Genomic DNA, 23,143 nt, shown 5'->3' on the forward strand with positions numbered 1-23,143 from the left:
GTCAGCCCTCCCCGCCGTCCTGCGCCCGGAACACGGGCAGCTCCAGCTCCTCGTCCACACGGAGGAACTCCAGCCGGACCGGCATCCCGATCCGGACCTTGTCGTACGGCACCCCGACCACGTTGCTGATCATCCGTACGCCCTCGGCCAGTTCGATCAGTCCGACGGCGTAGGGCGGGTCGAAGGCCGGGAAGGGCGGGTGGTGCATCACCACGTACGAGAAGACGGTCCCGGCCCCGCTCGCCTCGACGGTGTCCCAGTCCTGCGATCCGCATGCGTTGCACCCCGGCAGCCAGGGGAAGCGGAGGGTCTCGCAGCCGGTGCAGCGCTGGACGAGCAGCCGGTGCGCGGCCACGCCCTCCCAGAACCCGGCGTTGTCCCGGTTGATGACCGGGCGGGGCCGCCGGGCCTTGGGCGCACTGTTCGTCTTCGGATCCTCCACCTTCGGCTTCGGTGCCGCCGGCGCGTACTTGAGGATGCGGAAGCGGTGGGTGCCCGCCAGTTCGCCGTCGGCGTGGATGTCCATCCGTGTCGTGACGAAGTGCCCCGTCCCGAGCTTGGTGGTCTTGCGCTCCGACACCGATTCGATGACCGCGTCGAAGGTGATCGCGTCGCCCGGCCGCAACGGCCGCAGGTACTCCTGCTCGCAGTCGGTGGCGACCACGGACGTGCATCCCGCCTCGTCCAGGAGCGTGAGCAGCTCGTCGTACGGCCCGGATCGGTCGCTGTGGCCTGACAGACCGCCCATCGTCCACGCCTGGAGCATGGTCGGCGGCGCGACGGCGTCCGGCCCGCGATACGCCGGGTCCGTGTCGCCCATCGCCTCGCACCAGTGCCTGATCATGGGCTCGTTGACCAGGTCCTTGCCGGCGGCCGCGGTGGCGGCGGGCTGTCCTTCGTACGCCTTCAGCCGTCCGTACAGACCATCCGTGCCGTCGTAGCCGTCGTAGTTGCCCTGGCCGTCACGGTCGCCCTCACTGCCGAAGCCGTCCTTGCCGTCCTTGCCGTCCTTCATCGCCGCCCCCTCCCCTTCATGCCGAGTCGCATCGTCGCGACGATCTCGCGCTGCACCTCGCTCACCCCTCCCCCGAAGGTGTTGATCTGCGCGGCGCGGTTCATCCGCTCGAGCTCACCGCCGTCGAACTCCCCCGGCGACCCCGCCCTCACCAGTCCCGCTCCGCCCGCGATCTCCTGACATATTCGGTACACCTCCACCGCCGATTCGGTTCCCGCGAACTTCACCCCGCTCGCGTCCCCGGGGGCCAGCCGGCCCGCCCCCACATCCCCCACCAAACGCCAGTTGAGCAGGCGCGTTGCCGCGAGCCTGGCATGCGCCTCGGCGGCTCGAATCCGTATCCACGGCTCGTCAACACGACGCCGCCCCGTCACCGGATCGGGTGTGCGCGCCCGGCGGAGCGCCGCCGCGTAGAAGTCCTCGGCCTGCATACCGATCGCGGCGAGGGCGACCCGTTCGTGGTTGAGCTGGTTGGTGATCAGCCCCCAGCCGCCGTTCTCCTCCCCGACCAGGTTCCCGGCGGGGACGCGGATGCCGTCGTAGTACGTCGCCGTCGTCGTCAGCCCGCCGACCGTCTCGATCGGGGTCCACGAGAAGCCGGGGTCGTCGGTCGGCACCAGGACGATGGAGATGCCCCGGTGCTGCGGGGCCTCGGGGTCGGTGCGGCAGGCGAGCCAGATCCAGTCGGCGTTCTGGGCGTTCGAGGTGAAGATCTTCTGCCCGTCGATCAGCCAGGAGTCCCCGTCCCGTACGGCTTTCGTACGGAGCGAGGCCAGGTCGGTGCCTGCCTCCGGCTCGCTGTACCCGATGGCGAAGACGGTCTCGCCGCGCAGGATCCGGGGCAGGAAGTACGCCTTCTGCTCCTCGGTGCCGTACTTCATCAGGGTCGGACCGACGGTGTTGAGCGTGACCATGGAGACGGGGGCACCTGCCCGGTACGCCTCGTCGAAGAAGACGAACTGCTCGTCGGGGCCGCGACCCTGGCCTCCGTACTCCCGCGGCCAGCCGAGCCCGAGCATGCCGTCGCCGCCGATCCGGCGCAGCAGCGCGCGCTGTGCGGCGGTGTCGGCGGGGGGTGGTGGACCGTCGGGCATCACGTCACGGAAGTACGCGCGGAGTTCGGCGCGCAGCCGGAGCTGCCGCTCGGTCGGGGCGAGGTGCACGGCGACGGCCTCCCGGGGGTACGACTAAGGTTTCTGACTGTCCGTCAGATACCGGGAGCCTGTCAAGGTCACGGACGCGGCCGCGCGAGGGAGCACCCCACCCACCGGCACGCGCGCACGGGAGCACACCGCACCGGCACGCACACACGGGTGCACCCCGCACCGGCGCACCCGCACACACGGGAGCGGCCCGCGTGTCGGCGCCGAAGCACCGTCACGCGGGCCGCCCTTCACCCCTCGGTCGTTCCCCCCGTCGGGCCGGACCCCAGCTGTGGGGCTAGAACCACCAGGGGTAGAAGTTCACCGTCGCGTTCGACTGCTCGATGTTGGTGAAGGCGGAGCCGTTCACGCTCGCGGTGTTGTTCTGGTTGGAGGCACCGGAGCCGGTGGCCACCTGCTGCGTGGTGGTCGAGTTGCCGTAGTTGTCGCCACCCACGCCGCTGCCGATGATGGAGGCGACGCTCGTGTTCGATCCGTCGTCCGCGAAGCCACCATTGTCGGCCTGGGCCACGCCGGTGAAGAGTGCGGCGGCCAGAGGCAGCGCGGCGGCGGCGGCGAGAACGCGGGCGGTACGGATGCTTGCCATGTCTTTTCCTCCGTGAGCTGAGCTGAAGCTGTGCAGTGCTGAAGCACTGAAGTACTGAAGTACTGAAGTACTGAAGTACGGCTGTTCCCAAGGCAGTTGGCCGACCGCCTCGGTCGTTGTGCTCGACGTCGCGACTCCAGAGTTGCCCACACAATCCCCGGCGAACCACCCCTCAGCGGCCGATTCCCCCTCAAGCGTGAGGACAAGTCGATAAACCACCTTCACGCACCCAAAGGCACAGCTCACCCCGGTGATGGCAACCTCACGCCACCCGAAGCGGGGCGCCGCATGGGATGAAGCGTTCCGGCAGATTTTCAGCCAATCCTTCCCGCGCCCCCCGCCCCGCCCCCTTCCCTTCTTCGAACGCGTGTACGAAAATAGCCGCATGGCCACCTTCGACCGGCGCTCCGCCACCCTGGCCCTCGCCCACGCGCTGTCCGCGGCAGAGCGCGGGCTCCCCGTCATCCCCTTGTCCGCCACCAAGCTCCCCGCCCTCCGCTCCCCCCACCGGGACGACCCCGACCCGGTCGTCTGCCACGGGGAGTGCGGCCGCCCCGGACACGGCGTGCACGACGCCACCACCGACCCCGTAGGGGTACGGGCGCTGTTCGCCGCCGCGCCCTGGGCGACCGGCTACGGCATCGCCTGCGGGCGTCCGCCGCACCACCTGATCGGCGTCGACCTCGACGTCAAGCACGCGGACGCGCCCGCGGACGTCACGGCCGAACTGCGCCACCTGGCGCTGGAGCACCTCTTCACGCTGCCGCCCACGGTCACCGTGCTCACCCCGAGCGGCGGCCGTCACCTGTGGCTGACCGGCCCGCCGGACGTCGTCGTCCCGAACTCGGCGAGCCGCCTGGCCCCCGGCATCGACATCCGAGGCGCCGGCGGCTACCTGGTGGGACCGGGCTCGGTCACGGCCAAGGGCGCGTACCGACTGGCTCCGGGCAGCCAGTACCTCGACCCGGCCCCCTGCCCCCGCCCCCTCCTGGCCCTGATCGCACCCCCCACACCACCCCCGCGCCACAGCCGACCCGCCGGCCATGGCCACGGTCGCGGCCTGGTCCACTTCGTCCGCACCGCCCACGAGGGCCAACGCAACACGCGCCTCTTCTGGGCGGCCTGCCGCGCCTACGAGAACGGCCTCGGCGACTCCCTCACCGAAGCCCTCATGACGGCGGCCGTCCACACGGGCCTGACCGAACACGAGGCCCGCACCACCATCCAATCGGCGGCCCGCCTGACCCAGAACACCGAAAGCGCGCCCCCGAACCGGGAGCGCGCTCTCTGACGTGCTGTTTCTCTGACCTGCAAGCGGTGGGTGTGGGATTTGAACCCACGGTGACTCGCGCCACGACGGTTTTCAAGACCGTTCCCTTAGGCCGCTCGGGCAACCCACCCCGCGCCGGATCCCGTTCGGGGTGGCGCGGGGGACAGCCTAGCCGGTCAGTTGTCGCCCGTGCGTTCGCCGAGGGTGACCGTCGTCGTGGTCGGCTTGCCGTCGCGCTCGTACGTGAGCTTGATCGTGTCGCCCGACTTGTGGGTCCAGATCTCGCTGATCAGCGTCGGGCCGCTGTCGATCTGGCGGTCGCCGAGGGTGGTGATCACGTCGCCCGGCTTCAGGCCGGCCTTCGCCGCCGGGCCGTTCGGGGTGATCGCCGGGGTGCCGCCCGCTCCCTCGGCGGCGATCGTGGCGCCCGCGCCCTTGTCGGTCATGTTCACGGTCGCGCCGATCACCGGGTAGACCGGCTTGCCCGTCTTGATCAGCTGCTCGGCCACGTTCTTGGCCTGGTTGACCGGGATGGCGAAGCCGAGGCCGATCGAGCCCGCCTGGGACTGGCCGAAGCCGTTGCCGGTCGACTGGATCGCCGAGTTGATGCCGATCACCGCGCCGCTCGCGTCGAGGAGCGGGCCGCCGGAGTTGCCCGGGTTGATCGAGGCGTCCGTCTGCAGGGCGCTCATGTACGAGTTGTTGCCGCCGGAGCCGTCACCCGAGGCCACCGGGCGGTTCTTGGCGCTGATGATGCCCGTCGTCACCGTGTTGGACAGGCCGAAGGGAGCGCCGATCGCGATCGTCGAGTCGCCGACCGCCACCTTGTCGGAGTTGCCGAGCGGGAGCGGAGCCAGCCCGTCCGGTGCCTTCTTCAGCTTCAGGACGGCCACGTCGTAGCCCTCCGCGCGGCCCACGACCTCCGCGTCGTACGTCTTGCCGTTCGAGAAGGTCGCCGAGAGCGTGCCGCCCTCCGCCGCCGACGCCACCACGTGGTTGTTGGTGACGATGTGGCCTTCCCTGTCGTAGACGAAGCCGGTGCCCGTGCCGCCCTCGCCCTCGCTCTCGCCGCCGCTGCCACCGGACTTCGCCTGGATGGTCACCACGCTCGGCAGCGCCTTGTTCGCCACCGCGGCGACCGTGCCCGGGTCGCGCTTGAAGGACGCCGGGGAGTCGCCCGCGGAGACCGTCGTCGAGCTGATCCCGGCGTCGCCGCGCTCGGCCGCCCAGTAACCGATGCCGCCGCCCACACCGCCGGCCACGAGAGCCGCCACGAGGACCGCCGCCACCAGGCCACCGGTCCGCTTCCGCGGAGTCTCCGGGACGGGCGGGACGGACGCGCCCCAGGCCGGCACGGCCGGGGGAGGCGGCGGCCAGCCTCCGGCACCGGCCGGTGCCGGAGCAGGTGCCGGTGCCTGCGCGTGAGCCTGGGTCTGAGCCTGCGCGTGAGTCTGGGCCTGCGCGCGAGCCTGAGTCTGAGCCTCAGCCTGCGCTTGGATCTGCGGCTGCGGCTGCGGCTGCGTCTGCGGCTCGGGAGGCGTCGGGGCTCCGACCGTCGTCGGCTCCTGGCCTTCGCCGCCCACGGACGCCGCGGGCGCAGACGCGGGCGCGGCCGGCGGTGCGGCGGGAGCCGGTGGCGTGGGAGGGGCTGGAGGGGCGGACGGGGCACTCGGGTCCGCCGGAACCTCGGTGCCCTCGTTCTCGGTGCTCACGGCTCTCTCCTCGTTCACTGCGCGGGTGGATGCCTCACTAGGGTGCTGCGAACAGCTTTTCCCACAGGACGTCAGGCCACTGTAAGGCGGAGCTGTGCATCCGCACCCCACTCTTTATATACGGACAGAACGGACACAATCCGGTACGCCCGCCCCGCCAATGGCACCATGACGCGGTGACCCACGCACGGCAGCACCCCCGGCCGCACACGAACCCCGCCCCCGTCCAGGTGGTCGCCCACCGCGGAGCCTCCGAGGAAGCCCCGGAGCACACGCTCGCCGCCTATGTGAAGGCCATCGAGTACGGCGCCGACGCCCTCGAGTGCGATGTCCGGCTCACCGCCGACGGCCACCTCGTCTGCGTCCACGACCGGCGCGTCGACCGCACCTCCAACGGCCGCGGCGCCGTCTCCGCCCTGGAGCTCGCCGACCTCGCCGCCCTGGACTTCGGCACCTGGAAGGGGCGCGAGGAAGCGCGCGAGAGCCCGGACTGGAAAGACCCCGGACTCACCTCCGTACTCACCCTGGAACGCCTCCTGGAGCTGGTCTCCGACGCCGGGCGCCGTATCGAGCTCGCCATCGAGACCAAGCACCCCACGCGCTGGGCGGGCCAGGTCGAGGAGCGGCTGCTCCACCTGCTCAAGCGGTTCAACCTCGCGGAACCGGCGGCCCCCGAGGAGTCTCCCGTACGGGTCATGAGCTTCTCGGCGCGCTCCCTGCACCGGATCGCGGCCGCCGCGCCGACCCTCCCCACCGTCTCGCTCTCGCAGTTCGTCAGCCCCCGGCTGCGCGACGGCAGGCTGCCGGCGGGTGCGCGGATCGCCGGTCCGTCGATCCGGATCGTCCGCCACCACCCGGCCGTGATCCTGCGGCTCCAGAAGGCCGGACACCAGGTCCATGTATGGACGGTGGACGAGGCGGAGGACGTCGAACTCTGCGAGCGGCTCGGTGTCGACGCGATCATCACCAACCGGCCTCAGCAGGTGCTGTCCCAGTTGGGCCGCCTTTGACCCCTGCCCCGCCCTCTCCCCACCCCTTCCCCGCCCTCTCCCCACCCCTTCCCCGCCCTTTCCCGCCCCGTCCCCGTCCTCTCTCCGTGCTCTCTCGTCCCCTCCGCCCCATCCGTCCCAGGGCTTACAGGGAGTGCACCGGCGCGTTCGGTCCGTACGCGATCGTCACGAGTGCGTCACCGCACGCTCATGGGGCGGTTTCCGGTCCAGGCCATTGGGGCATTCACACCGTGGCGTGGGGCAAAGGAGGTCTCGGGGGTGGCGTTGGTGGTGGCACAGGAGGTGCCCACGTCGTCGAGCATGGCCGTACCCCATGGCCCTGCGGGCGTGGGTGAGGCGAGACACCGCATGCGGGAGCAGTTGATCCGCAGCGGAATGTCCGAATCGGTCGTCGACGACGCGGTACTGATCCTTTCCGAACTGCTCAGCAATGCCTGCCGACACGGCAGGCCGCTGGGGCGGGCGGAAGTGGGCGACGGGGATGTCCGTGCGGCCTGGCGCGTCGATCCGTCGGGTGGCCTGACGGTCGAGGTGACGGACGGCGGTGGTCCGACCCGGCCCGTTCCGTCGACGCCCTCGGTCACCGCGCGCGGCGGCCGCGGGCTCAACATCATCAGCGCCCTGGCCCAGGACTGGGGCGTACGGGACGACGCGTCCGGCGAGGTGACGGTCTGGGTGGTGGTCACCGAGGGCCATCGCCGCGAGGACTTCGCCGCGCGGGTCGGCGGCGGCTCGGGCTTCGACTTCCTGGACGCGTACGACGATCTGGACTGACGTGCACGGGCCGGTCTGGAGCGTCCGGAGCGAGATCACGCCGCGACATCACGCGAGATCACTCGACATCGCCCGAGGTCGACTGCGGGCGGTCGAGGCAGGCTGAGGTGGCCATGGGCCGTCGACGTTGGCCGACGGCCGTCGACCTTGGGCGAGGTCGGGCCGAGATCGGCCCGGCCTCGCCCAAGGTTCGGTCGAGGTCGCCTGCGGTTCCGCCGAGGGTCGAGAGCGGGCGCCGGTGGTCCGATGTCGGCCACGGCTCCGGGGCTGCCGTACGCGTATGACGGTCGCTGCCGTACGCGTATGACGGTCGGCTCCGCGGCCGCCTCGCTCGGCGCGCGCTCAGCGTCCGCCCGGCACCCCCGCGGGGTCCGCAGGCGGTGAACGTCCCCGCTTGAGTCCCTCGGCGCTCCCGTACGGCTAGGCTCGCCCGACACAGAGCCGTGCACCATGCACGGCCCTGCACCACAGCACTGCCGCTATCGGGAGAAGCCACACCATGGCCAAGAAGCGCCCCCAGACGAAGGCCGCCAAGGCACAGGTCACGAACGGGGAGATCCCGGTCGTCGGTGCGCGCGAGCCGTGCCCCTGCGGGTCGGGTCGCCGTTACAAGGCGTGCCACGGCCGAGCCGCCGCGCACGCCGTGACCGAGCTGGTCCAGCGTCCCTTCGAGGGACTGCCCGGCGAGTGCGACTGGGTCGCGCTGCGCGAGCTGGTGCCCGCCGCCACCGTCCCGCTCACGCTGAAGGACGGGCTCCCCGAGGGCGTCCCGTCCGTGACGCTCGCGACGGTGCTGCCCATGGCATGGCCCGCGCTCCGCCGCGACGACGGCTCCGTCCTCCTCGCCCTCCAGAACGACTCCTCCTCCGGCGACCTGGCCCGCGACCTCGCGGACACCCTGCAGCGCGCCCTGGAGACGGAGCCGGGCTCGCCGGTCACCCCCCGTCGCGTGCCGGCCGAGGGTCCGCGCCTCCAGGAGCTGCTCGACCCGAACGGCGATTTCTCGCCGGTCGTGCACACCGGTTTCGAATTCTGGATTCCGGAGTCCGCCGACAACTCCAACCCCGAGGTCACCGCCTCCCTGGAGCGCGCCAACGCCGCCGCGATCCCCACGGTCAAGCTGACCGGTGTGGACTCCTCCTACTGGTGCGAGACCCCGGACAAGAACCACCTGCGCTGGGTCATGCCGCACCCCGAGGAAAAGCTCCTCGACGCGCTCGCCCGCCTGCACGCCGCCGGTACCTCGTCCCTCGGCGAGAACACGCGTCTGGTCGGCTCCTTCCGGGCCCACGGCCTGATGGTCCCGGTCTGGGACCTGCCGACATCGATGAGCGCCGAGGACTGCGAGAAGCCCGCCGCCGAGTTCGCCGAGCGACTGGCCGCGGCGCTGGCCACCGACACCCCGCTCACCCCGGAGGAGCGCCGGGCCCGCGGCGGTCTCACCAACCGGCAGGTCACTCTCAGCTGAAACGCGTGGTGCCTGTGGTGACGGTGTTGACTGACAGACCGACCAGTCGGTGACATCCGCCACAACTCCCCGTGCGGTCAGGTAAATCCCTGTCCGAATAACCGAGATCGAATTTGCGAACCGCAGATCTCTTGTTACCGTTCTAGAAGCCCGGTCGCTGGTGCATCCCCCGTCGCCAGCGACCGGGTCTTCTCATGTCCGGACGGATCCCGTCCGGAACCTCAACTTCCGCTCGCACCGGCCGTGTTGCTCCCGGCCCGCAGCAGCAGCGGCGTACTGGATCCCTCTCCCGCACCGGCGAATTCCGCGACAGCCGAATATGCCGATACAGCGCCCCGCGCACGCTCCCTAGGCGTCTCGCACGCCCCCGGTTCATCCCGCGCCACGACGGCACAACGCACTTGTACGGTGCGCCCCGCGGGCCCCATCAGGGTGAGCACGGCGTCGAGCCGCTGGCCGCCGGCGTTGCGGTAGTACGTACGCCCCCAGGTGTCGGGCCCCTCCGTGAGCACACAGGTCTGCGCCTCGATCCCGTCGGGGGAGGTCAGCTCGGGGCCGCAGTGCGAGGTGCGCGCAGGAGGAGTGTCCCCGGAGGGGTTCCCGGAGGAGTTCGCTGAGGTCTTCGGGGAGGTGCCCGAGGGGGTCTCGGGGGAGCCAGGGGGCGCGCTCGGGGGCGTGACCTCCGACGCGGACTCCGGCCCGCGCCCGCCGAGGCCGAGCCCCGGCAGCAGACCTCCGTCCGCCCGGGGCTTGCCGTCGCCGTCGCCGTCGCCGCCGCCGTTGCCCGGACCGGCCCCAGGGCCGGGGCCGGACGCCTCTCCGGCGAGGGCGACGAGCGGCAGGAGCGTGGCACACACCACGGCGGCCCCGAGCCCGATCATGCGGAGATTCATGGGACCCACCTGCCCGACTGGCCGCGACTCACGACGACTCGCGAACGGTCCGCCGAAGATATCGGCGGACCGGCGGCGCGTTGTGCGCCGCGCGCCCATTTCCCGTACAAGTCGGACAGCCTCACACCCGTATGGGTGAGGCAGCCCCCCGCCCCGACGCCCGTAGCCAGGCAGACCCGTCCCTGCCGGCCGCCCCGCCAGGACCAGCCATAACGAGCCAGCCCCCAGCCAGAGATCAGCCCGAGATCAGCCAGGGATCAGCCACAGACCCGTCAGTACGCGAGTCTGCTGCCGCCCTCCGGCGCGCCCGTGCTCGCCTCGACCAGCGCGTCCACGACCGCCTCCACGTCCGGCAGCCAGGGAGTGGCCGACCCTGCGAGCGGCGCGCGCTCCCAGCGCACGGGCCCCGTGCCCGCGACCGACGGGGGCAGCAGCAGATAGCCGCCCTCGCCGTGGAACCGCAGCGAACTGGGCACGCTGTCCTTCGCGTAGAGGAGTTCGCCGAGCTGTTCGAGGCCGTACGGAGCGACCAGCAGCGACCAGCGCGTGGGCGTCGCCACCACCGGACCCAGCCGCATGCCCATCGCGTCGAGGGCGACCAGTGCGCGCGCCCCCGCGACGGCCGACAGGCTCACCGCGCAGGGCGCGCGGCCTCCGGTGGCCAGGACGATCGGGGCGTCCGGGCGCCGCGCCCACCACCAGCGGATCATGCGCTCGTCGGTGGTGGCCGCGAGCAGTCCGGGGTCGAAGGGGTGTGCGCCGGGTACGACACACCCGGGGTCGGGGCAGGCGCAGCCAGCCCCTCTGGACGTACGGGTCGTCGCCTTCAGCCCGACGCCGGGCAGGACGGGCCAGTCCCACTCGGTGGCGCATACGAGCGCCGCGTCGAGCTGGACGGTCCTTTCCCTGCGCCGAAGCCGGAACCTGCGTCGCCTTCCGAGGATCTCGCGCATGAGCGCTCGTTCCTTTCCGTTGAACGCCGAATCCACATCACACCATGTGCGGATCACTTCACCGTGCGTAGCAGCGCGTACAAGGTCGCCGGTTCACCGCCCCGTGTGCGGGGCGGGAGGGGTCGAGCTGAGGCTCGTCGTCCACTCGAGGGGCGCGGCCTGCGGCGGTGAGGACGCCCAGGCACCCTGCCAGGTTCCGGGGCCGTTCCAACTGCCCCTGGCCATCACCGATTACGTACCCGTCACGTTCAAATCAACGCGCTTTCAAACGACGCCAGTCGACCGCAAATGGTGCACTGAGGGGGTAATTTTCAGCCAACTTGGCCTGCACTTCAACCCTTCTGCCAAACCCCACGGACACCACAAGTCCCGTGGGGACAATGCTGGACATCGCTCCTCTTGTGCGTGTACATGTGGATGCATTGCTAGCGGCGCAGATTGACATGGGGGTTTGCGATGCTATTGAGCGAAACGCACCCGTCGGAAAGCCGGCCGACATGAGCGCCCCACACCTGCCGAAAGTGGCTGGAATCGATTCCACGGTTCCTTCGCCCGCGCACACTACCGCGCCCGTCCCGCCCGTAAATACCTCCGCGGGGGCCCTCCCGGGCATCCCCGGCGCACTGATCCAGGACCGGCTGGCCGGCTGGGTCTCCGACCTCACCACCCTCCACGAACTCACCGAACGCCTGATCAGGACCGCTTCGCTCGACGAAGCCCTGCGTGAGGTGCTGCGCGCCGGAGCCGCCCTGGTCGGCGCGCGCCGCGGCATGGCCGTCTTCGAACCCGCCGACGGCCGCGGCCCCGCCTCGACCGTCGGACTCGGGCTCGCCCACGCCGAACTCGGCACGATCGAGACGGTGCCGCGCAGCGCCACCTCGTACGGCCGCATCCTCGACGGTCTCCCAGAACCGGCGGGGTCGAGAGCACCTGCCGACCCCGCCGACCCCCGAGCGGCCCCGACCCCGGCATCGGCAACGGCCACGGCTCCCGCCACGGCCCCGTCCCCGGGCCCGGGCCCCGGCCCCATCCCCGACCCCATCGCCGTCCCCGACCTGCTCGGCGAGCCCGAGCTCGACCCGCGCCAGCGCGAGGTCGCCGCCCGGCTCGGCTACGCGGCCAGCTACGCGCTCCCCCTCGCCACCGAGGCCGCGGGCAAGCTCGGCGCCGTCGTCTGGCTCTACGACGAGCCCGCCGAACCCGTCGAACGCCAACGTGATCTCGTCGGTCTCTACGGCCGCTACGCCACCGAGCACCTCGCCCGCCTCCTGGAGCTCGAGCGCGCCCGCGCCCAGGTCGCCACCGTCGCCGAGGAGTTGCTGCCGAGCCGCCTCCCCCGGGTCCCCGGCGTCCAGCTCGCCGCGCGCCACCGCACCGGCCCCCAGGGCGGTGGCGACTGGTACGACGCGCTGCCGCTGCCCGAGGGCGCCCTGGGTCTCGCCGTCGGCTCCGTCTCCGGTACCGGGGCGAGCGCGCTCGCCGCGATGGGCCGGCTGCGCGCCTCCCTGCGGGCGTACGCGGTCATGGAGGGCGAGGATCCGGTCGCCGTCCTCTCCGACCTGGAGCTCCTCCTCCGGCTCACCGAGCCCGCCCGCTCGGCCACCGCGCTCTTCGCGTACTCCGAGCCCAAGCAGCGCAAACTCGTCCTCGCCGGCGCGGGCCACACCCCGCCGCTGATCATCGGCGAGCACCGGACCGAGTACGTGGAGACCTCGCTCTCGGCACCACTCGGCATGCTCGCCTGCTGGGAGGCGCCGAGCGTCGAGATCGCTCCCGCCCCCGGAGAAACGGTGCTGCTCTACACCGACGGACTGCTCCGCCGGACCGGCGACCCCATGGACCGGGCCTTCGCCCGGCTGCACGCAGCCGCCGCGAGCGTCCCGAGGGCGGACCGCGCCGACCCCGGGGCCATCGCCGACCACGTCCTGCGCACGATGCTGCCGGACGGCCTGGACCAGAACGTCGACGGTGAGGACGTGGTCCTGCTCGCGGCCCGCTTCGAGTGACGCGGACGGGACGGGCGGCACGGGACGGGCGGCACGGGACGGGCAAGGCGCGTACGACGCGTACGACGACGACACGTCGCGCTTCGTACGCCGTGCGTAGCCCCCGCGTGACGCAGCGGTGACGGGTCTTACGGCCCTGGGCCCACTTCCGTACTTCCGTACGATGGAGTGGGTTCAGTGTCGTACCAAAGGAGACCCCCCGTGGCAGACGAGCTCACCCCGGAAACCCCGGACGAGACCGAAGAGCCGATCAAGCAGCGCAAGAACGGCCTGTACCAGGGCGTGTCCGACGAGCTCACCGAGAACATGAAGTCCGGCTGGGCCGACACCGAGCTGCACGACCTGCGGCCGATCGCCCAGGCCGCGCACACCGCCGCCCGTCGCGCCGCGCTGTCCGCGCGCTTCCCGGGCGAGCGCCTGGTGATCCCCGCGGGCAACCTGAAGACGCGCTCGAACGACACCGAGTACAGCTTCCGCGCCTCGACCGAGTACGCCTACCTCACCGGCGACCAGACCGAGGACGGCGTCCTCGTCCTTGAGCCGACGAAGACCGGCCACAAGGCGACGATCTACCTGCTGCCCCGCTCCAACCGTGAGAACGGCGAGTTCTGGCTCGACGGCCAGGGCGAGCTCTGGGTCGGCCGCCGCCACTCCCTGACCGAGGCCGAGCAGCTCCTCGGCATCCCGGCCAAGGACGTCCGCGAGCTGACCGCCGCCCTCAAGGAGGCCACCGGACCGGTCCGCGCCGTCCGCGGTCACGACGCCGGCATCGAGGCCGCGCTGACCGACAAGGTCACCGCCGAGCGCGACGAAGAGCTGCGCGTCTTCCTCTCCGAGGCCCGCCTCGTCAAGGACGAGTTCGAGATCGCCGAGCTCCAGAAGGCCTGCGACTCGACCGCCCGCGGCTTCGAGGACGTCGTCAAGGTCCTCGACAAGGCCGAGGCGACCAGCGAGCGCTACATCGAAGGCACGTTCTTCCTGCGCGCCCGGGTCGAGGGCAACGACGTCGGCTACGGCTCCATCTGCGCCGCGGGCCCGCACGCCACCACCCTCCACTGGGTACGCAACAACGGCCCGGTCCGCTCCGGCGACCTGCTGCTCCTCGACGCCGGTGTCGAGACCAACGAGCTCTACACCGCCGACGTGACCCGCACGCTGCCGATCAACGGCCGCTACACCGAGCTCCAGCGCAAGATCTACGACGCCGTGTACGAGGCGCAGGAGGCGGGCATCGCCGCGGTGAAGCCGGGCGCCGCCTACCGCGACTTCCACGACGCCGCCCAGCGCGTGCTCGCCGAGAAGCTCGTCGAGTGGGGCCTGGTCGAGGGGCCCGCGGACCGCGTCCTGGAGCTCGGCCTCCAGCGCCGCTGGACCCTGCACGGCACCGGCCACATGCTCGGCATGGACGTCCACGACTGCGCCGCCGCGCGCACCGAGGCGTACGTCGACACCACCCTTGAGCCGGGCATGTGCCTGACCGTCGAGCCGGGGCTCTACTTCCAGGCCGACGACCTGAGCGTGCCGGAGGAGTACCGGGGCATCGGCGTCCGGATCGAGGACGACATCCTCGTCACCGAGGACGGCAACCGGAACCTCTCCGACTCGCTGCCGCGCCGCTCCGACGAGGTCGAGGCGTGGATGGCCGGCCTGAAGGGCTGAGTCTGAGACACGTACGGGAAAGGGCCCCTGCCGACCGACCGTCGGTGGGGGCCCTTCCGTAACTCCGTATGCGACGACGTACGTTTCACGTCAGCGCGAGCGGCGCGTCCGCCCGCCACTTCACGATCTTGTCGAAGCTGACGAGCGCCCCGCCCCGGCCCGTACGGCCGAAGTGGACGTGGTCCGCGAGCTCCTCGATCAGCCGCAGTCCCCGCCCGTTCTCGGCGTCGGCGGCCGCGGCTGCGGGGAGCCGGGCGCCCGAGAAGCCGGGTCCGGCGTCCGCGACCTCGATACGACAGGTCTCACCGTCCAGATAGGCCGTGACCCGGTACGCCTCCGAGGCCGGGCCGGATCCTGTGTCGCCGCCGCCGTGCTCCACGGCGTTGGCGCACGCCTCGGTCAGGGCCACCGACAGGTCGTAGGAGACATCCGGATCGACCCCGGCCGTCTCCATCGTGCCGAGCAACAGCCGTCGGGCGAGCGGCACGCTCGCGGCCTCGCGCCTCAGATGGAGGGACCACCAGATGCTCATGCTCCAGCCTCCTGGCTGCGGCTCGACATGCTGCGGCGCGACATACCGTTACCTATTGCCACGCCGAGGGGTCCGTAAGCCCCCGGGAGCCAGAAGAGCGCTCGTTCGGCGGATGTGTGCACACCGTGCGCCGGTGTATGTCGCGCCCGAAGAGGCTGAAAAGTGATCTTACGGACCTGCCTCATGGAGGGTGGGGGCCTGGTGCGATGATGGGCCCGCCATGTCTGCCCCCGCGCTCGCGCCACGCCTGCTGAGGGCCGCGGTGTTCACCGCGGTCTGCGTCGTGCTGTCCGGGCTCGGGCACGCGATCGCCGCCTGTGCGGGGATCGCCCTGTGGACCGTGGTCGCCGGCTTCCTGTTGATCTTCGGCGTCACCGTCCTCTTCGCGGGACGGGAACGCTCGCTGCCCGTCATCGTCGCGGCCCTGGCCGGCGGACAGCTCGGACTGCACGTCCTCTTCGGGCTCGGGCAGCGACCGCTCACGGCCGGCTCCCTCGGACCGGCCGCCGACGACGCGCTGATCCGGATGGCCGCCAAGATCGTCTGCGGCGCCGGGCCGGCCTCCATGAGCGCCGCCGACGCCACCCGGATCCTCACCGACGCCGGTCTCGACCCGACCGCCGCCGCGACCCACGCGCACCCCGGCCACGCCGCCCATCTGGCGACCGGGGCCGCGCAGGGCGGCGACCTCCTGCCCGACCTGCCGATGGTGCTCGGCCACCTGCTGGCCGCGCTCGTCACCGGTTGGCTGCTGCGCCACGGCGACCTGGCCCTCGGCCGGCTCGCCCGGCTCTCCACCCACGGGGCGACCGAGCTCGCCGCATGCGCCCTCGTACGCTCGCTGCGCGCCGCGCTGACGTTCGTACGGGCCCTGCTCGCCGGCCTTCCCGGGCTCCCTGCGGCCGCGCCGCGCCGGCTCGCCCGGACAGGGCACGACGCCTCACCGCCGACCGGCGCCGAGGCACTCCAGCACACGGTGATCCGGCGCGGGCCGCCGGCCGCCACCCTCGCTCTCGCGGCCTGACGCGGACCGCTCACCGCTTACCGCTCACCGCTTACCAAGCACTGAGCACCGAGCACCGCAGGCCAGGAATCGAGAGCGGAACCGTCGCTCTTCGTACGCCGAACCCGGATCCGATCCGACCGCACGCCGCACCGCACTTGCGCTGCACCACAGGCACAGGCCGTGCTCCGCAGGCGCGGACCATGCTCCCCGGATCCCCCCGTTCCGTACGACCGGCACCCGTACCACCGGCACCCGTACACGCCCGTACGCACACGTACGTACCCGTACCCGGATCGCACGTTTCGGTCCTCGGCGTGCCGGAACCCCGACCCCTCTCCCGAGCTGGAGTGTCTTCTGCCATGAACGTTTCCCGTATCGCCGTCGCCGGCGGCATCGCCCTCTCCTCCGTCGTGCTGCTCTCCGGCACCGCCTTCGCCCACGTCGGCGTGCAGCCGCAGGGCGAGGCCGCGATGGGTGGCTACGCGACCGTCAACGTCAAGGTCCCCAACGAGCGCGACAACGCCTCCACCGTCAAGGTCGAGGTCAACTTCCCGGCCGACCACCCGCTCGCCTCCGTGATGCCGCAGCCCGTCCCCGGCTGGAAGGCCGAGGTCACCAAGTCCAAGCTCGCCAAGCCGCTGGAGCTGCACGGCAAGACCATCAACGAGGCCGTCACCAAGGTCACCTGGACCGCCGAGGGCGGCGCGAAGATCGGCCCCGGCCAGTTCCAGCAGTTCCCGCTCTCCCTCGGCCAGCTGCCGGAGAACACCGACCAGCTCGTCATCAAGGCCATCCAGACGTACGACAACGACGAGGTCGTCCGCTGGATCGAGGAGGCCAAGGAAGGCGCCGAGGAGCCCGAGCACCCCGCCCCCGTCCTGAAGCTCTCCGCGGCCAAGGACGACCACCACGGCGGCGGCGCGACGACGGACGAGAAGGCCGACGAGAAGGCCGGTCACGACCACAAGGCGGACGACAAGGCCAAGGGCGAGAAGGGCCACACCGAGGCCGCCTCCTCCGACTCCAGCGACACCACCGCGCGCGTGCTCGGTGTCGTCGGCATCCTCGTCGGCGTCGCCGGCGTCGCCTTCGGTCTGCTCGCGGGCCGTCGCCGCTCTGCCTGAACCGACAGCCGGAGCCCAGAGCCCAGGGCCCAGGCCCAGAGCCAGACCCCAGAGTCCAGAGCGCGCAGCGCACGGCGCCGAGCGCAGAGAGACACGAGAGAAGCACGTTCCATGTCAGTCCAGAAATCGGCCGACCCGGCCACCGACGAGCAGGCCAGGCCCAGCCGCCGCGCACCCCTGATCGCCGCCGCCGTCGCGGTCGTCGCCGCCCTCGCGGTGACGGTCGCGGTCGGCCTCAACGGCGGAGACGACAAGGCCGGCGGATCCGGGAACGGAACCGTCGCCGAGGTCTCCGCCGAAGGCGGCAACAGCACCAAGGCGGCGACCGTCCTCGACCGCCCCTTCACCAAGCCCGACCTCGTCCTCACGGACACCAGGGGCCAGAAGTTCGACCTCCGCGCGCAGACCAAGGGCAAGCCGACGCTGATCTACTTCGGCTACACGCACTGCCCTGACGTCTGCCCGCTGACGATGAGCAACATCGCCGTCGCGAAGAAGCAGCTCCCCAAGGCCGACCAGGACAAGCTCCAGGTCGTCTTCGTCACCACCGACCCCGAGCGGGACACCTCGGCCGAGCTGGCCAAGTGGCTGCCCGCCGCCGGTGACCCGTCGTTCGTCGGCCTCACCGGCGACTTCTCCACGATCCAGGCGGGCGCCCTGAAGATGGGCATCGGCATCTCCCCGGCGAAGAAGGAGAAGAACGGCTCGGTCGTCTCCATGCACGGAGCCCAGGTGATCGCGTTCTCGCCCACGACCGACCAGGGCTACGTCCTGTACGGCGAGGACACGACCGTCGACGACTACGCCAAGGACCTGCCGAAGCTCATCAAGGGGGAGAACCCGTGAACCGCCGCACCACCGTCCTGTCCGCCACCGCCGCCCTCGCCCTGACGGCCGCCCTCGCCCTGTCGGGATGTTCGTCCGACGGCTCCGCCGACGGCGCCGCCGGGACGGACGGCAAGCCGGAACTGAAGGTCAGCGGCGCGTTCATGCCGCAGCCCGTGATGGACATGGCCGGCGGCTTCCTGACCATCAAGAACGAGAGCGACACCGCCGACAAGCTCACCTCCGTCACGAGCCCGATCTCGGACGACGTCCAGATCCACGAGACGAAGAACCAGAAGATGCAGCAGGTGAAGTCCTTCGACATCCCCGCGAACGGTGCGCTCGACCTCGAACGTGGCGGCAGCCACATCATGTTCATGGGGCTGAAGACCAAGCCGAAGCAGGGGGAGAAGGTCAGCATCGAGCTGCACTTCGAGAAGGCCGACCCCATCAAGGTCGACCTGCCCGTCGAGGCTGCCACCCACAACCCGAAGCAGCACTGAGCTACTTGAGGGACTGACACACACATGCCCACCACCACCGCCCCGCGCCTCGGAACCGCCCTGGCACGGCTGCTGCTCGTCGCGGCCGCGCTCCTCGGCGCGCTGCTCGCCGGCGCCGCCCCCGCGTCCGCGCACGCGGCGCTGACCGGCAGCGACCCGCAGGACGGGGCGGTGGTCGCCACCGCCCCCAAGGACGTCAACCTCACCTTCTCCGAACAGGTCGCCATGGGCGGCGACTCGATCCGGGTCCTCGACCCCGCGGGGAACCGGGTCGACACCGGAGAGATCCGCGACCTGTGCAGCGGCAGCATCATCCGGTACGGGGTCGGCCTCCGCTCCGGACTGCCCGAGGGCACCTACACCGTGGCCTGGCAGGCCGTCTCCGCCGACAGCCACCCCGTCGCCGGCGCCTTCACCTTCTCCGTCGGCGCCCCCTCCGAGACCTCCGTCGCCCTCCCCGACAGGACCGTCGGCGGCGGACTCGTCGGCACGCTCTACGGCATCGCCCGCTATCTCTCGTACGCCGCCTTCACCGTCCTCGTCGGCGGCAGCGCCTTCGTCCTCGCCTGCTGGCCGCGCGGCGCGAGCGTCCGGCCGATCCAGCGGCTCGTCGTCCGGGGCTGGCTCACGCTCACCGCCGCCACCGTCGTCATGCTGCTGCTGCGCAACCCGTACACCGGCTCCGGCGAACTCGGCGACGCCTTCGACCTCGGCGGTCTCAAGTCCGTCCTGGAGACGAAGACCGGCGCCGCGCTCATCTCCCGGCTGATGCTGCTCGGCGCGGCCGCGCTCTTCGTGGCCGTGCTCTTCGGGGCGTACACCAAGCGGACCGACGAGAAGGAGAAGAAAGACCTCACCTTCGGGCTCGCGATCGGCGGCACGGTGGTGGCCGCAGGGATCGCGGGCACCTGGGCCCTCGCCGAGCACGCCTCCACCGGCATCCAGCCGGGGATCGCGATGCCCGTCGACCTCCTGCACCTGCTGGCGGTGGCCGCCTGGCTCGGCGGCCTCACCACGCTGCTCGTCGCGCTGTACCGGGCACCCGGCATCGAGCGGGCCGCCGTGGAACGCTTCTCGAAGATCGCCTTCGGCTCGGTGGTCGTCCTGGCGGCGACCGGGCTCTACCAGTCCTGGCGGCAGGTCGGCTCCTGGTCCGCCCTGACCGGCACGGCGTACGGACAGCTCCTCCTGGTCAAGGTCGGTCTCGTGGCCGTCCTGCTCGGCATCGCCTGGATATCGCGCCGCTGGACCCAGCGATTGGGAGCACCGGCGGACACCCCGAAGCAGGACCAGGAACGCGAGGAAGACGAGACAGAAGAGACGGAGGGGACGGAGGGGACGGACCAAGAGTCCGAGACGGCCGAGACGGCCGCCGGGGCCGCCGAGGACGCCGAGGACGACGTCGACCCCGTGCGGGCCGCCCAGCTCGCGCGGCAGCGGGCCGCCGTCGCCACCGCCCGTACGAAGCGGGACCGCGACGCCGACCCCGAGCGGACCGGTCTGCGCCGCTCCGTCCTGACCGAAGCCGTCGTCGCCGTGGTGCTGCTCGCCGTGACGACCGTCCTGACCTCGACCGAGCCCGGCCGTACGGAGGAAGAGGCGGGGCGCTCGCAGTCCGCCTCCGGCTCGACCGCCGTGCCCGAGCGGCCCGTGGACATCCGGCTGCCCTTCGACACCGGGGGCGTCAACGGCAAGGGCACGATACGGCTCAGCCTCGACCCGGGCCGGACCGGCGCCAACGCGCTGCACGTCTTCGTCGACGGCCCGGACGACCGTCCCCTGGACGTTCCCGAGCTGAAGGTCGCCTTCACCCTGAAGGCGAAGGACATCGGCCCGCTGCCGGTCGTCCCCGACCGCATCCAGGCAGGTCACTGGAGCGCCAACGGGGTGCAGATCCCGATGGCGGGCGAGTGGCAGATCCAGGTCACGGTCCGTACCTCCGACATCGACCAGACGACCATCGACAAGAACGTGAAGATCGGCTGACCTTCGTGAGCAACGACGACAACAGCAACGACGCCTCCCTCGAGATCTCCCGGCGGCGCCTCCTCGGCACCGTCGGCGCTGCGGGCGCCGCCGGCCTCGCGCTCGGTGCCGCCGGCGGCGCCGGGGTGTACGCGGCCACCACCGACTCCGGCTCCTCGACCACCGGCGCGGGTGGTGCGGGCGGTGCGACCGCGCTGACGACGGTCGGCGCGACGGAGGCGATGTTTCACGGGAAACATCAGGCGGGGATCACCACTCCGCTTCAGTCGCGCGGCCATCTGATCGCCTTCGACCTCGCGCCGGGCGCGGGCCGCAAGGAAGCCGCCGCCCTGCTGCGCCGCTGGTCGACGACGGCCAAGGCCCTGATGGCGGGCGAGCCCTCGACCGACGACACCGGCATCGCCCTCGACGCCGGCCCCTCCTCTCTGACGGTCACCTTCGGTTTCGGCCACTCCTTCTTCGGGCGTACGGGACTCACGGCCCGCCGCCCCTCGCAGCTAGACGCACTGCCCCCCTTCTCCGCCGACGCGCTCGACCCGCAGCGGTCCGAGGGCGATCTCTGGGTGCAGATCGGCGCCGACGACGCCCTCGTCGCCTTCCACGCCCTGCGCGCCCTGCAGAAGGACGCCGGCGCGGCGGCCAAGGTCCGCTGGCAGATGAACGGCTTCAACCGCTCGGCCGGCGCCACCGCCAAGCCGATGACGGCCCGCAACCTCATGGGCCAGGTCGACGGCACGGGCAACCCGAAGCCGTCCGAGCCCGACTTCGACCGGCGGATCTTCGTCCCCCAGGGCGCCTCGGGGGCACAGGAGTGGATGGCCGGGGGCTCGTACGCCGTCGTCCGCCGGATCCGCATGCTGCTCGACGACTGGGAAGGGCTCCCGCTGAACGAGCAGGAGAAGATCATCGGGCGGCGGAAATCCGACGGGGCGCCGCTGACGGGCGGGACGGAGACGACCGAGCTCGATCTGAACAAGACCGGCTCCGACGGCAAGCTCGTCATCCCGGACAACGCCCACTCCCGGATCTCCGCCCCCGAACAGAACGGCGGAGCCGCCATGCTGCGCCGCCCCTTCTCCTTCCACGACGGCATCGGTCCGGACGGCACACCCGACGCCGGGCTGCTCTTCATCTGCTGGCAGGCCGATCCGCTCAGGGGCTTCGTCCCCGTGCAGCGCAAGCTGGACCGGGGTGACGCGCTCTCCCCCTTCATCCGGCACGAGGCGAGTGGCCTGTTCGCGGTACCAGGCGGGGCGGCGGAGGGTGAGTACGTGGGTCAGCGGCTTCTGGAGTCCTGAGAGCGCCGCGCCTATTAGGGTGACCGTATGTCAGCCACCCGGTATACGTATCTCGGCCCCGAAGGCACGTTCACGGAGGCCGCGCTGCGTACGCTGCCCGAGGCCGCGACCCGGGAACTCGTCCCCATGGTCTCCGTCCCGGCGGCCCTGGACGCGGTACGCAACGGGGAGGCGGCTGCCGCGCTCGTACCGATCGAGAACTCGGTGGAGGGCGGGGTCACGGCGACCCTGGACGAGCTGGCCTCGGGCGAACCGCTGATGATCTACCGCGAGGTGCTCCTGCCGATCGCCTTCGCCCTGCTCGTGCGGCCGGGCACCACGCTCGCCGAGATCAAGACGGTCACCGGTCACCCGGTGGCGCAGCCGCAGGTACGGAACTGGATGCGGGCCCACCTGCCGGACGCCCTGTGGGAGTCGGCGGCCTCGAACGCGGACGGTGCTCGGCTGGTGCAGGAGGGCCGGTTCGACGCGGCCTTCGCCGGCGAGTTCGCGGCGGCGACCTACGGCCTGGAGGCCCTGGTCACCGAGATCCACGACGCGGAGAACGCCGAGACCCGGTTCGTCCTGGTGGGCCGGCCTGCCCGGCCCGCGGCGCCGACCGGGGCGGACAAGACGTCGGTGGTGCTGTGGCTGGGTGATGACCATCCGGGTGCCCTCCTTGAGCTGCTCCAGGAATTCGCGGTGCGCGGGGTGAACCTGATGCTGATCCAGTCCCGTCCGACGGGGGCCGGCATCGGGAACTACTGCTTCGCCGTGGACGCCGAGGGCCATATCTCGGACCGGCGCGTGGGCGAGGCGCTGATGGGGCTCAAGCGGATCTGCCCGAAGGTGCGGTTCCTCGGGTCGTACCCGCGGGCGGGTGTCGCGGTGAAGGATGTCGGCGCGCTGCGGCGCGGGACGTCGGACGCGGAGTTCATGGCGGCCTCCGATTGGTTGGCGAGGGCCCAGGACGGTCGGGCCTGACCCGATCGTGCCCCACCGCCCCCTCCGTCGGGGGCGGTCGTCCACAGGCCCGAACCACTTGTCCTACCTGCATATTTTCGACTCCCACACAGAGTTATCCACAGGCTCCCTTCCCGTCCTGGGGACAAGTCGATACGGCGGTCCGCCAAGGTCGACAAATCGCCCCACTCGGCTTCCGTTCACCCACAGTGCGCAGATCAGCCCCCGTCACCCCCGTTCCATTGATCAACTCTTTAGAGCGAGGAATTCCCACTCGGACGAGTGCGCGCGGCAGGTTTGATCATGATTACGCCCAGGAATTCGTTCACGATCCACAGAAGTTCCGCACAGCCTGTGGAAAACTCCACGGCCCTCGCTCCTGCTGTGGAGAAGCCCGAAGAAGTCCCTTGATCCACAG

The 23,143-nt window shown here is 71.4% G+C and carries 20 protein-coding genes and 1 tRNA gene; 13 read left to right on the forward strand and 8 right to left on the reverse strand.

From position 1 onward, the window contains the following. Nucleotide 1: 1 nt before the first annotated feature. The 3 genes from ACGFYP_RS08080 to ACGFYP_RS08090 all read right to left on the reverse strand — a co-directional run bounded on the left by ACGFYP_RS08080 (nucleotide 2) and on the right by ACGFYP_RS08090 (nucleotide 2,764). Nucleotides 2–1,015, reverse strand: a complete 1,014-nt coding sequence (locus ACGFYP_RS08080; RefSeq protein WP_393487886.1) for an OB-fold domain-containing protein — start codon at nucleotides 1,013–1,015, stop codon at nucleotides 2–4. Beyond that, entirely contained in the window at nucleotides 1,012–2,178 is a 1,167-nt protein-coding gene (locus tag ACGFYP_RS08085) for an acyl-CoA dehydrogenase family protein (RefSeq protein ID WP_393487888.1), read from the reverse strand. The genes ACGFYP_RS08080 and ACGFYP_RS08085 overlap by 4 nt, the downstream gene beginning before the upstream one ends. Before the next feature lie 277 nt (nucleotides 2,179–2,455). After that, on the reverse strand, nucleotides 2,456–2,764 hold the full coding sequence (locus ACGFYP_RS08090) for a hypothetical protein (protein ID WP_361957779.1): 309 nt from the start codon (nucleotides 2,762–2,764) through the stop codon (nucleotides 2,456–2,458). A gap of 385 nt (nucleotides 2,765–3,149) precedes the next feature. Here ACGFYP_RS08090 and ACGFYP_RS08095 point away from each other — a divergent pair, with 385 nt between their 5' ends. Next, nucleotides 3,150–4,055, forward strand: a complete 906-nt coding sequence (locus ACGFYP_RS08095) for a bifunctional DNA primase/polymerase (protein WP_393487893.1) — start codon at nucleotides 3,150–3,152, stop codon at nucleotides 4,053–4,055. Between the two features lie 24 nt (nucleotides 4,056–4,079). Here the strand turns inward: ACGFYP_RS08095 and ACGFYP_RS08100 are convergent. Both ACGFYP_RS08100 and ACGFYP_RS08105 read right to left on the reverse strand, forming a co-directional pair. Beyond that, a tRNA-Ser gene (locus ACGFYP_RS08100) sits at nucleotides 4,080–4,164 on the reverse strand. Between the two features lie 46 nt (nucleotides 4,165–4,210). Further along, nucleotides 4,211–5,746 carry a S1C family serine protease gene (locus ACGFYP_RS08105; RefSeq protein ID WP_393487895.1) on the reverse strand — a complete coding sequence of 512 codons (1,536 nt, stop codon included), beginning with the start codon at nucleotides 5,744–5,746 and terminating at the stop codon, nucleotides 4,211–4,213. Nucleotides 5,747–5,922: 176 nt separating this feature from the next. Between ACGFYP_RS08105 and ACGFYP_RS08110 the strand changes: the two genes are divergently transcribed. The 3 genes from ACGFYP_RS08110 to ACGFYP_RS08120 all read left to right on the forward strand — a co-directional run bounded on the left by ACGFYP_RS08110 (nucleotide 5,923) and on the right by ACGFYP_RS08120 (nucleotide 8,998). Then, on the forward strand, nucleotides 5,923–6,756 hold the full coding sequence (locus ACGFYP_RS08110; RefSeq protein ID WP_361957770.1) for a glycerophosphodiester phosphodiesterase: 834 nt from the start codon (nucleotides 5,923–5,925) through the stop codon (nucleotides 6,754–6,756). Between the two features lie 171 nt (nucleotides 6,757–6,927). Beyond that, nucleotides 6,928–7,530, forward strand: coding sequence for an ATP-binding protein (locus ACGFYP_RS08115; RefSeq protein ID WP_393487899.1), 603 nt, complete (start codon nucleotides 6,928–6,930; stop codon nucleotides 7,528–7,530). A gap of 499 nt (nucleotides 7,531–8,029) precedes the next feature. Next, nucleotides 8,030–8,998, forward strand: a complete 969-nt coding sequence (locus ACGFYP_RS08120; protein WP_393487903.1) for a DUF5926 family protein — start codon at nucleotides 8,030–8,032, stop codon at nucleotides 8,996–8,998. Between the two features lie 221 nt (nucleotides 8,999–9,219). Here the strand turns inward: ACGFYP_RS08120 and ACGFYP_RS08125 are convergent, their stop codons facing one another. Together ACGFYP_RS08125 and ACGFYP_RS08130 are read right to left on the reverse strand one after the other, a co-directional pair. Beyond that, entirely contained in the window at nucleotides 9,220–9,891 is a 672-nt protein-coding gene (locus tag ACGFYP_RS08125) for a hypothetical protein (RefSeq protein WP_393487906.1), read from the reverse strand. A 272-nt stretch (nucleotides 9,892–10,163) separates the two neighbouring features. Continuing rightward, on the reverse strand, nucleotides 10,164–10,844 hold the full coding sequence (locus ACGFYP_RS08130; protein ID WP_361957758.1) for a bifunctional DNA primase/polymerase: 681 nt from the start codon (nucleotides 10,842–10,844) through the stop codon (nucleotides 10,164–10,166). Between the two features lie 380 nt (nucleotides 10,845–11,224). On the opposite strand from ACGFYP_RS08130, the gene ACGFYP_RS08135 reads away from it, so the two are divergent. Together ACGFYP_RS08135 and ACGFYP_RS08140 are read left to right on the forward strand one after the other, a co-directional pair. Continuing rightward, nucleotides 11,225–12,850, forward strand: a complete 1,626-nt coding sequence (locus tag ACGFYP_RS08135; protein ID WP_393489089.1) for a PP2C family protein-serine/threonine phosphatase — start codon at nucleotides 11,225–11,227, stop codon at nucleotides 12,848–12,850. Nucleotides 12,851–13,051: 201 nt separating this feature from the next. Beyond that, the gene (locus tag ACGFYP_RS08140) at nucleotides 13,052–14,509 is read left to right on the forward strand and encodes an aminopeptidase P family protein (protein ID WP_393487909.1); all 1,458 of its coding nucleotides are present in this window, start codon (nucleotides 13,052–13,054) and stop codon (nucleotides 14,507–14,509) included. Nucleotides 14,510–14,594: 85 nt separating this feature from the next. Here ACGFYP_RS08140 and ACGFYP_RS08145 read toward each other — a convergent pair whose 3' ends face one another. Continuing rightward, nucleotides 14,595–15,041, reverse strand: a complete 447-nt coding sequence (locus tag ACGFYP_RS08145) for an ATP-binding protein (RefSeq protein ID WP_361957749.1) — start codon at nucleotides 15,039–15,041, stop codon at nucleotides 14,595–14,597. A 220-nt stretch (nucleotides 15,042–15,261) separates the two neighbouring features. Here ACGFYP_RS08145 and ACGFYP_RS08150 point away from each other — a divergent pair, with 220 nt between their 5' ends. From ACGFYP_RS08150 to pheA, 7 genes are all read left to right on the forward strand, one after another. Then, a complete protein-coding gene (locus ACGFYP_RS08150) occupies nucleotides 15,262–16,065 on the forward strand; it encodes a hypothetical protein (protein ID WP_393487911.1) in 804 nt (267 codons plus the stop codon). A gap of 341 nt (nucleotides 16,066–16,406) precedes the next feature. After that, a complete protein-coding gene (locus ACGFYP_RS08155) occupies nucleotides 16,407–17,171 on the forward strand; it encodes a YcnI family protein (protein WP_393487913.1) in 765 nt (254 codons plus the stop codon). 177 nt (nucleotides 17,172–17,348) lie between these two features. Beyond that, complete coding sequence (locus ACGFYP_RS08160) at nucleotides 17,349–18,017, forward strand: SCO family protein (protein WP_393489094.1); 669 nt, start codon at nucleotides 17,349–17,351, stop codon at nucleotides 18,015–18,017. After that, the gene (locus ACGFYP_RS08165) at nucleotides 18,014–18,499 is read left to right on the forward strand and encodes a copper chaperone PCu(A)C (RefSeq protein ID WP_393487915.1); all 486 of its coding nucleotides are present in this window, start codon (nucleotides 18,014–18,016) and stop codon (nucleotides 18,497–18,499) included. The genes ACGFYP_RS08160 and ACGFYP_RS08165 overlap by 4 nt, the downstream gene beginning before the upstream one ends. 24 nt (nucleotides 18,500–18,523) lie before the next feature. Further along, the gene (locus ACGFYP_RS08170) at nucleotides 18,524–20,485 is read left to right on the forward strand and encodes a copper resistance protein CopC (protein ID WP_393487917.1); all 1,962 of its coding nucleotides are present in this window, start codon (nucleotides 18,524–18,526) and stop codon (nucleotides 20,483–20,485) included. 5 nt (nucleotides 20,486–20,490) lie between these two features. Continuing rightward, nucleotides 20,491–21,783, forward strand: a complete 1,293-nt coding sequence (efeB, locus tag ACGFYP_RS08175) for an iron uptake transporter deferrochelatase/peroxidase subunit (protein ID WP_393487919.1) — start codon at nucleotides 20,491–20,493, stop codon at nucleotides 21,781–21,783. Between the two features lie 27 nt (nucleotides 21,784–21,810). Beyond that, complete coding sequence (gene pheA, locus ACGFYP_RS08180) at nucleotides 21,811–22,746, forward strand: prephenate dehydratase (protein ID WP_361957728.1); 936 nt, start codon at nucleotides 21,811–21,813, stop codon at nucleotides 22,744–22,746. Nucleotides 22,747–23,143: the final 397 nt, after the last annotated feature.

The organism is Streptomyces sp. NPDC048370 (genome assembly GCF_043200825.1).
GTDB lineage: Bacteria > Actinomycetota > Actinomycetes > Streptomycetales > Streptomycetaceae > Streptomyces.

Bases quoted from the DNA above. Each gene is read 5' to 3' on its own strand.
- pheA (WP_361957728.1), top strand. From the start codon at position 21,811: ATGTCAGCCACCCGGTATACGTATCTCGGCCCCGAAGGCACGTTCACG.
- ACGFYP_RS08090 (WP_361957779.1), bottom strand. From the start codon at position 2,764: ATGGCAAGCATCCGTACCGCCCGCGTTCTCGCCGCCGCCGCCGCGCTG.
- ACGFYP_RS08080 (WP_393487886.1), bottom strand. From the start codon at position 1,015: ATGAAGGACGGCAAGGACGGCAAGGACGGCTTCGGCAGTGAGGGCGAC.
- ACGFYP_RS08145 (WP_361957749.1), bottom strand. From the start codon at position 15,041: ATGAGCATCTGGTGGTCCCTCCATCTGAGGCGCGAGGCCGCGAGCGTG.
- ACGFYP_RS08125 (WP_393487906.1), bottom strand. From the start codon at position 9,891: ATGAATCTCCGCATGATCGGGCTCGGGGCCGCCGTGGTGTGTGCCACG.
- ACGFYP_RS08135 (WP_393489089.1), top strand. From the start codon at position 11,225: ATGCTGGACATCGCTCCTCTTGTGCGTGTACATGTGGATGCATTGCTA.
- ACGFYP_RS08095 (WP_393487893.1), top strand. From the start codon at position 3,150: ATGGCCACCTTCGACCGGCGCTCCGCCACCCTGGCCCTCGCCCACGCG.
- ACGFYP_RS08120 (WP_393487903.1), top strand. From the start codon at position 8,030: ATGGCCAAGAAGCGCCCCCAGACGAAGGCCGCCAAGGCACAGGTCACG.
- ACGFYP_RS08150 (WP_393487911.1), top strand. From the start codon at position 15,262: ATGTCTGCCCCCGCGCTCGCGCCACGCCTGCTGAGGGCCGCGGTGTTC.
- ACGFYP_RS08155 (WP_393487913.1), top strand. From the start codon at position 16,407: ATGAACGTTTCCCGTATCGCCGTCGCCGGCGGCATCGCCCTCTCCTCC.
- ACGFYP_RS08170 (WP_393487917.1), top strand. From the start codon at position 18,524: ATGCCCACCACCACCGCCCCGCGCCTCGGAACCGCCCTGGCACGGCTG.
- ACGFYP_RS08130 (WP_361957758.1), bottom strand. From the start codon at position 10,844: ATGCGCGAGATCCTCGGAAGGCGACGCAGGTTCCGGCTTCGGCGCAGG.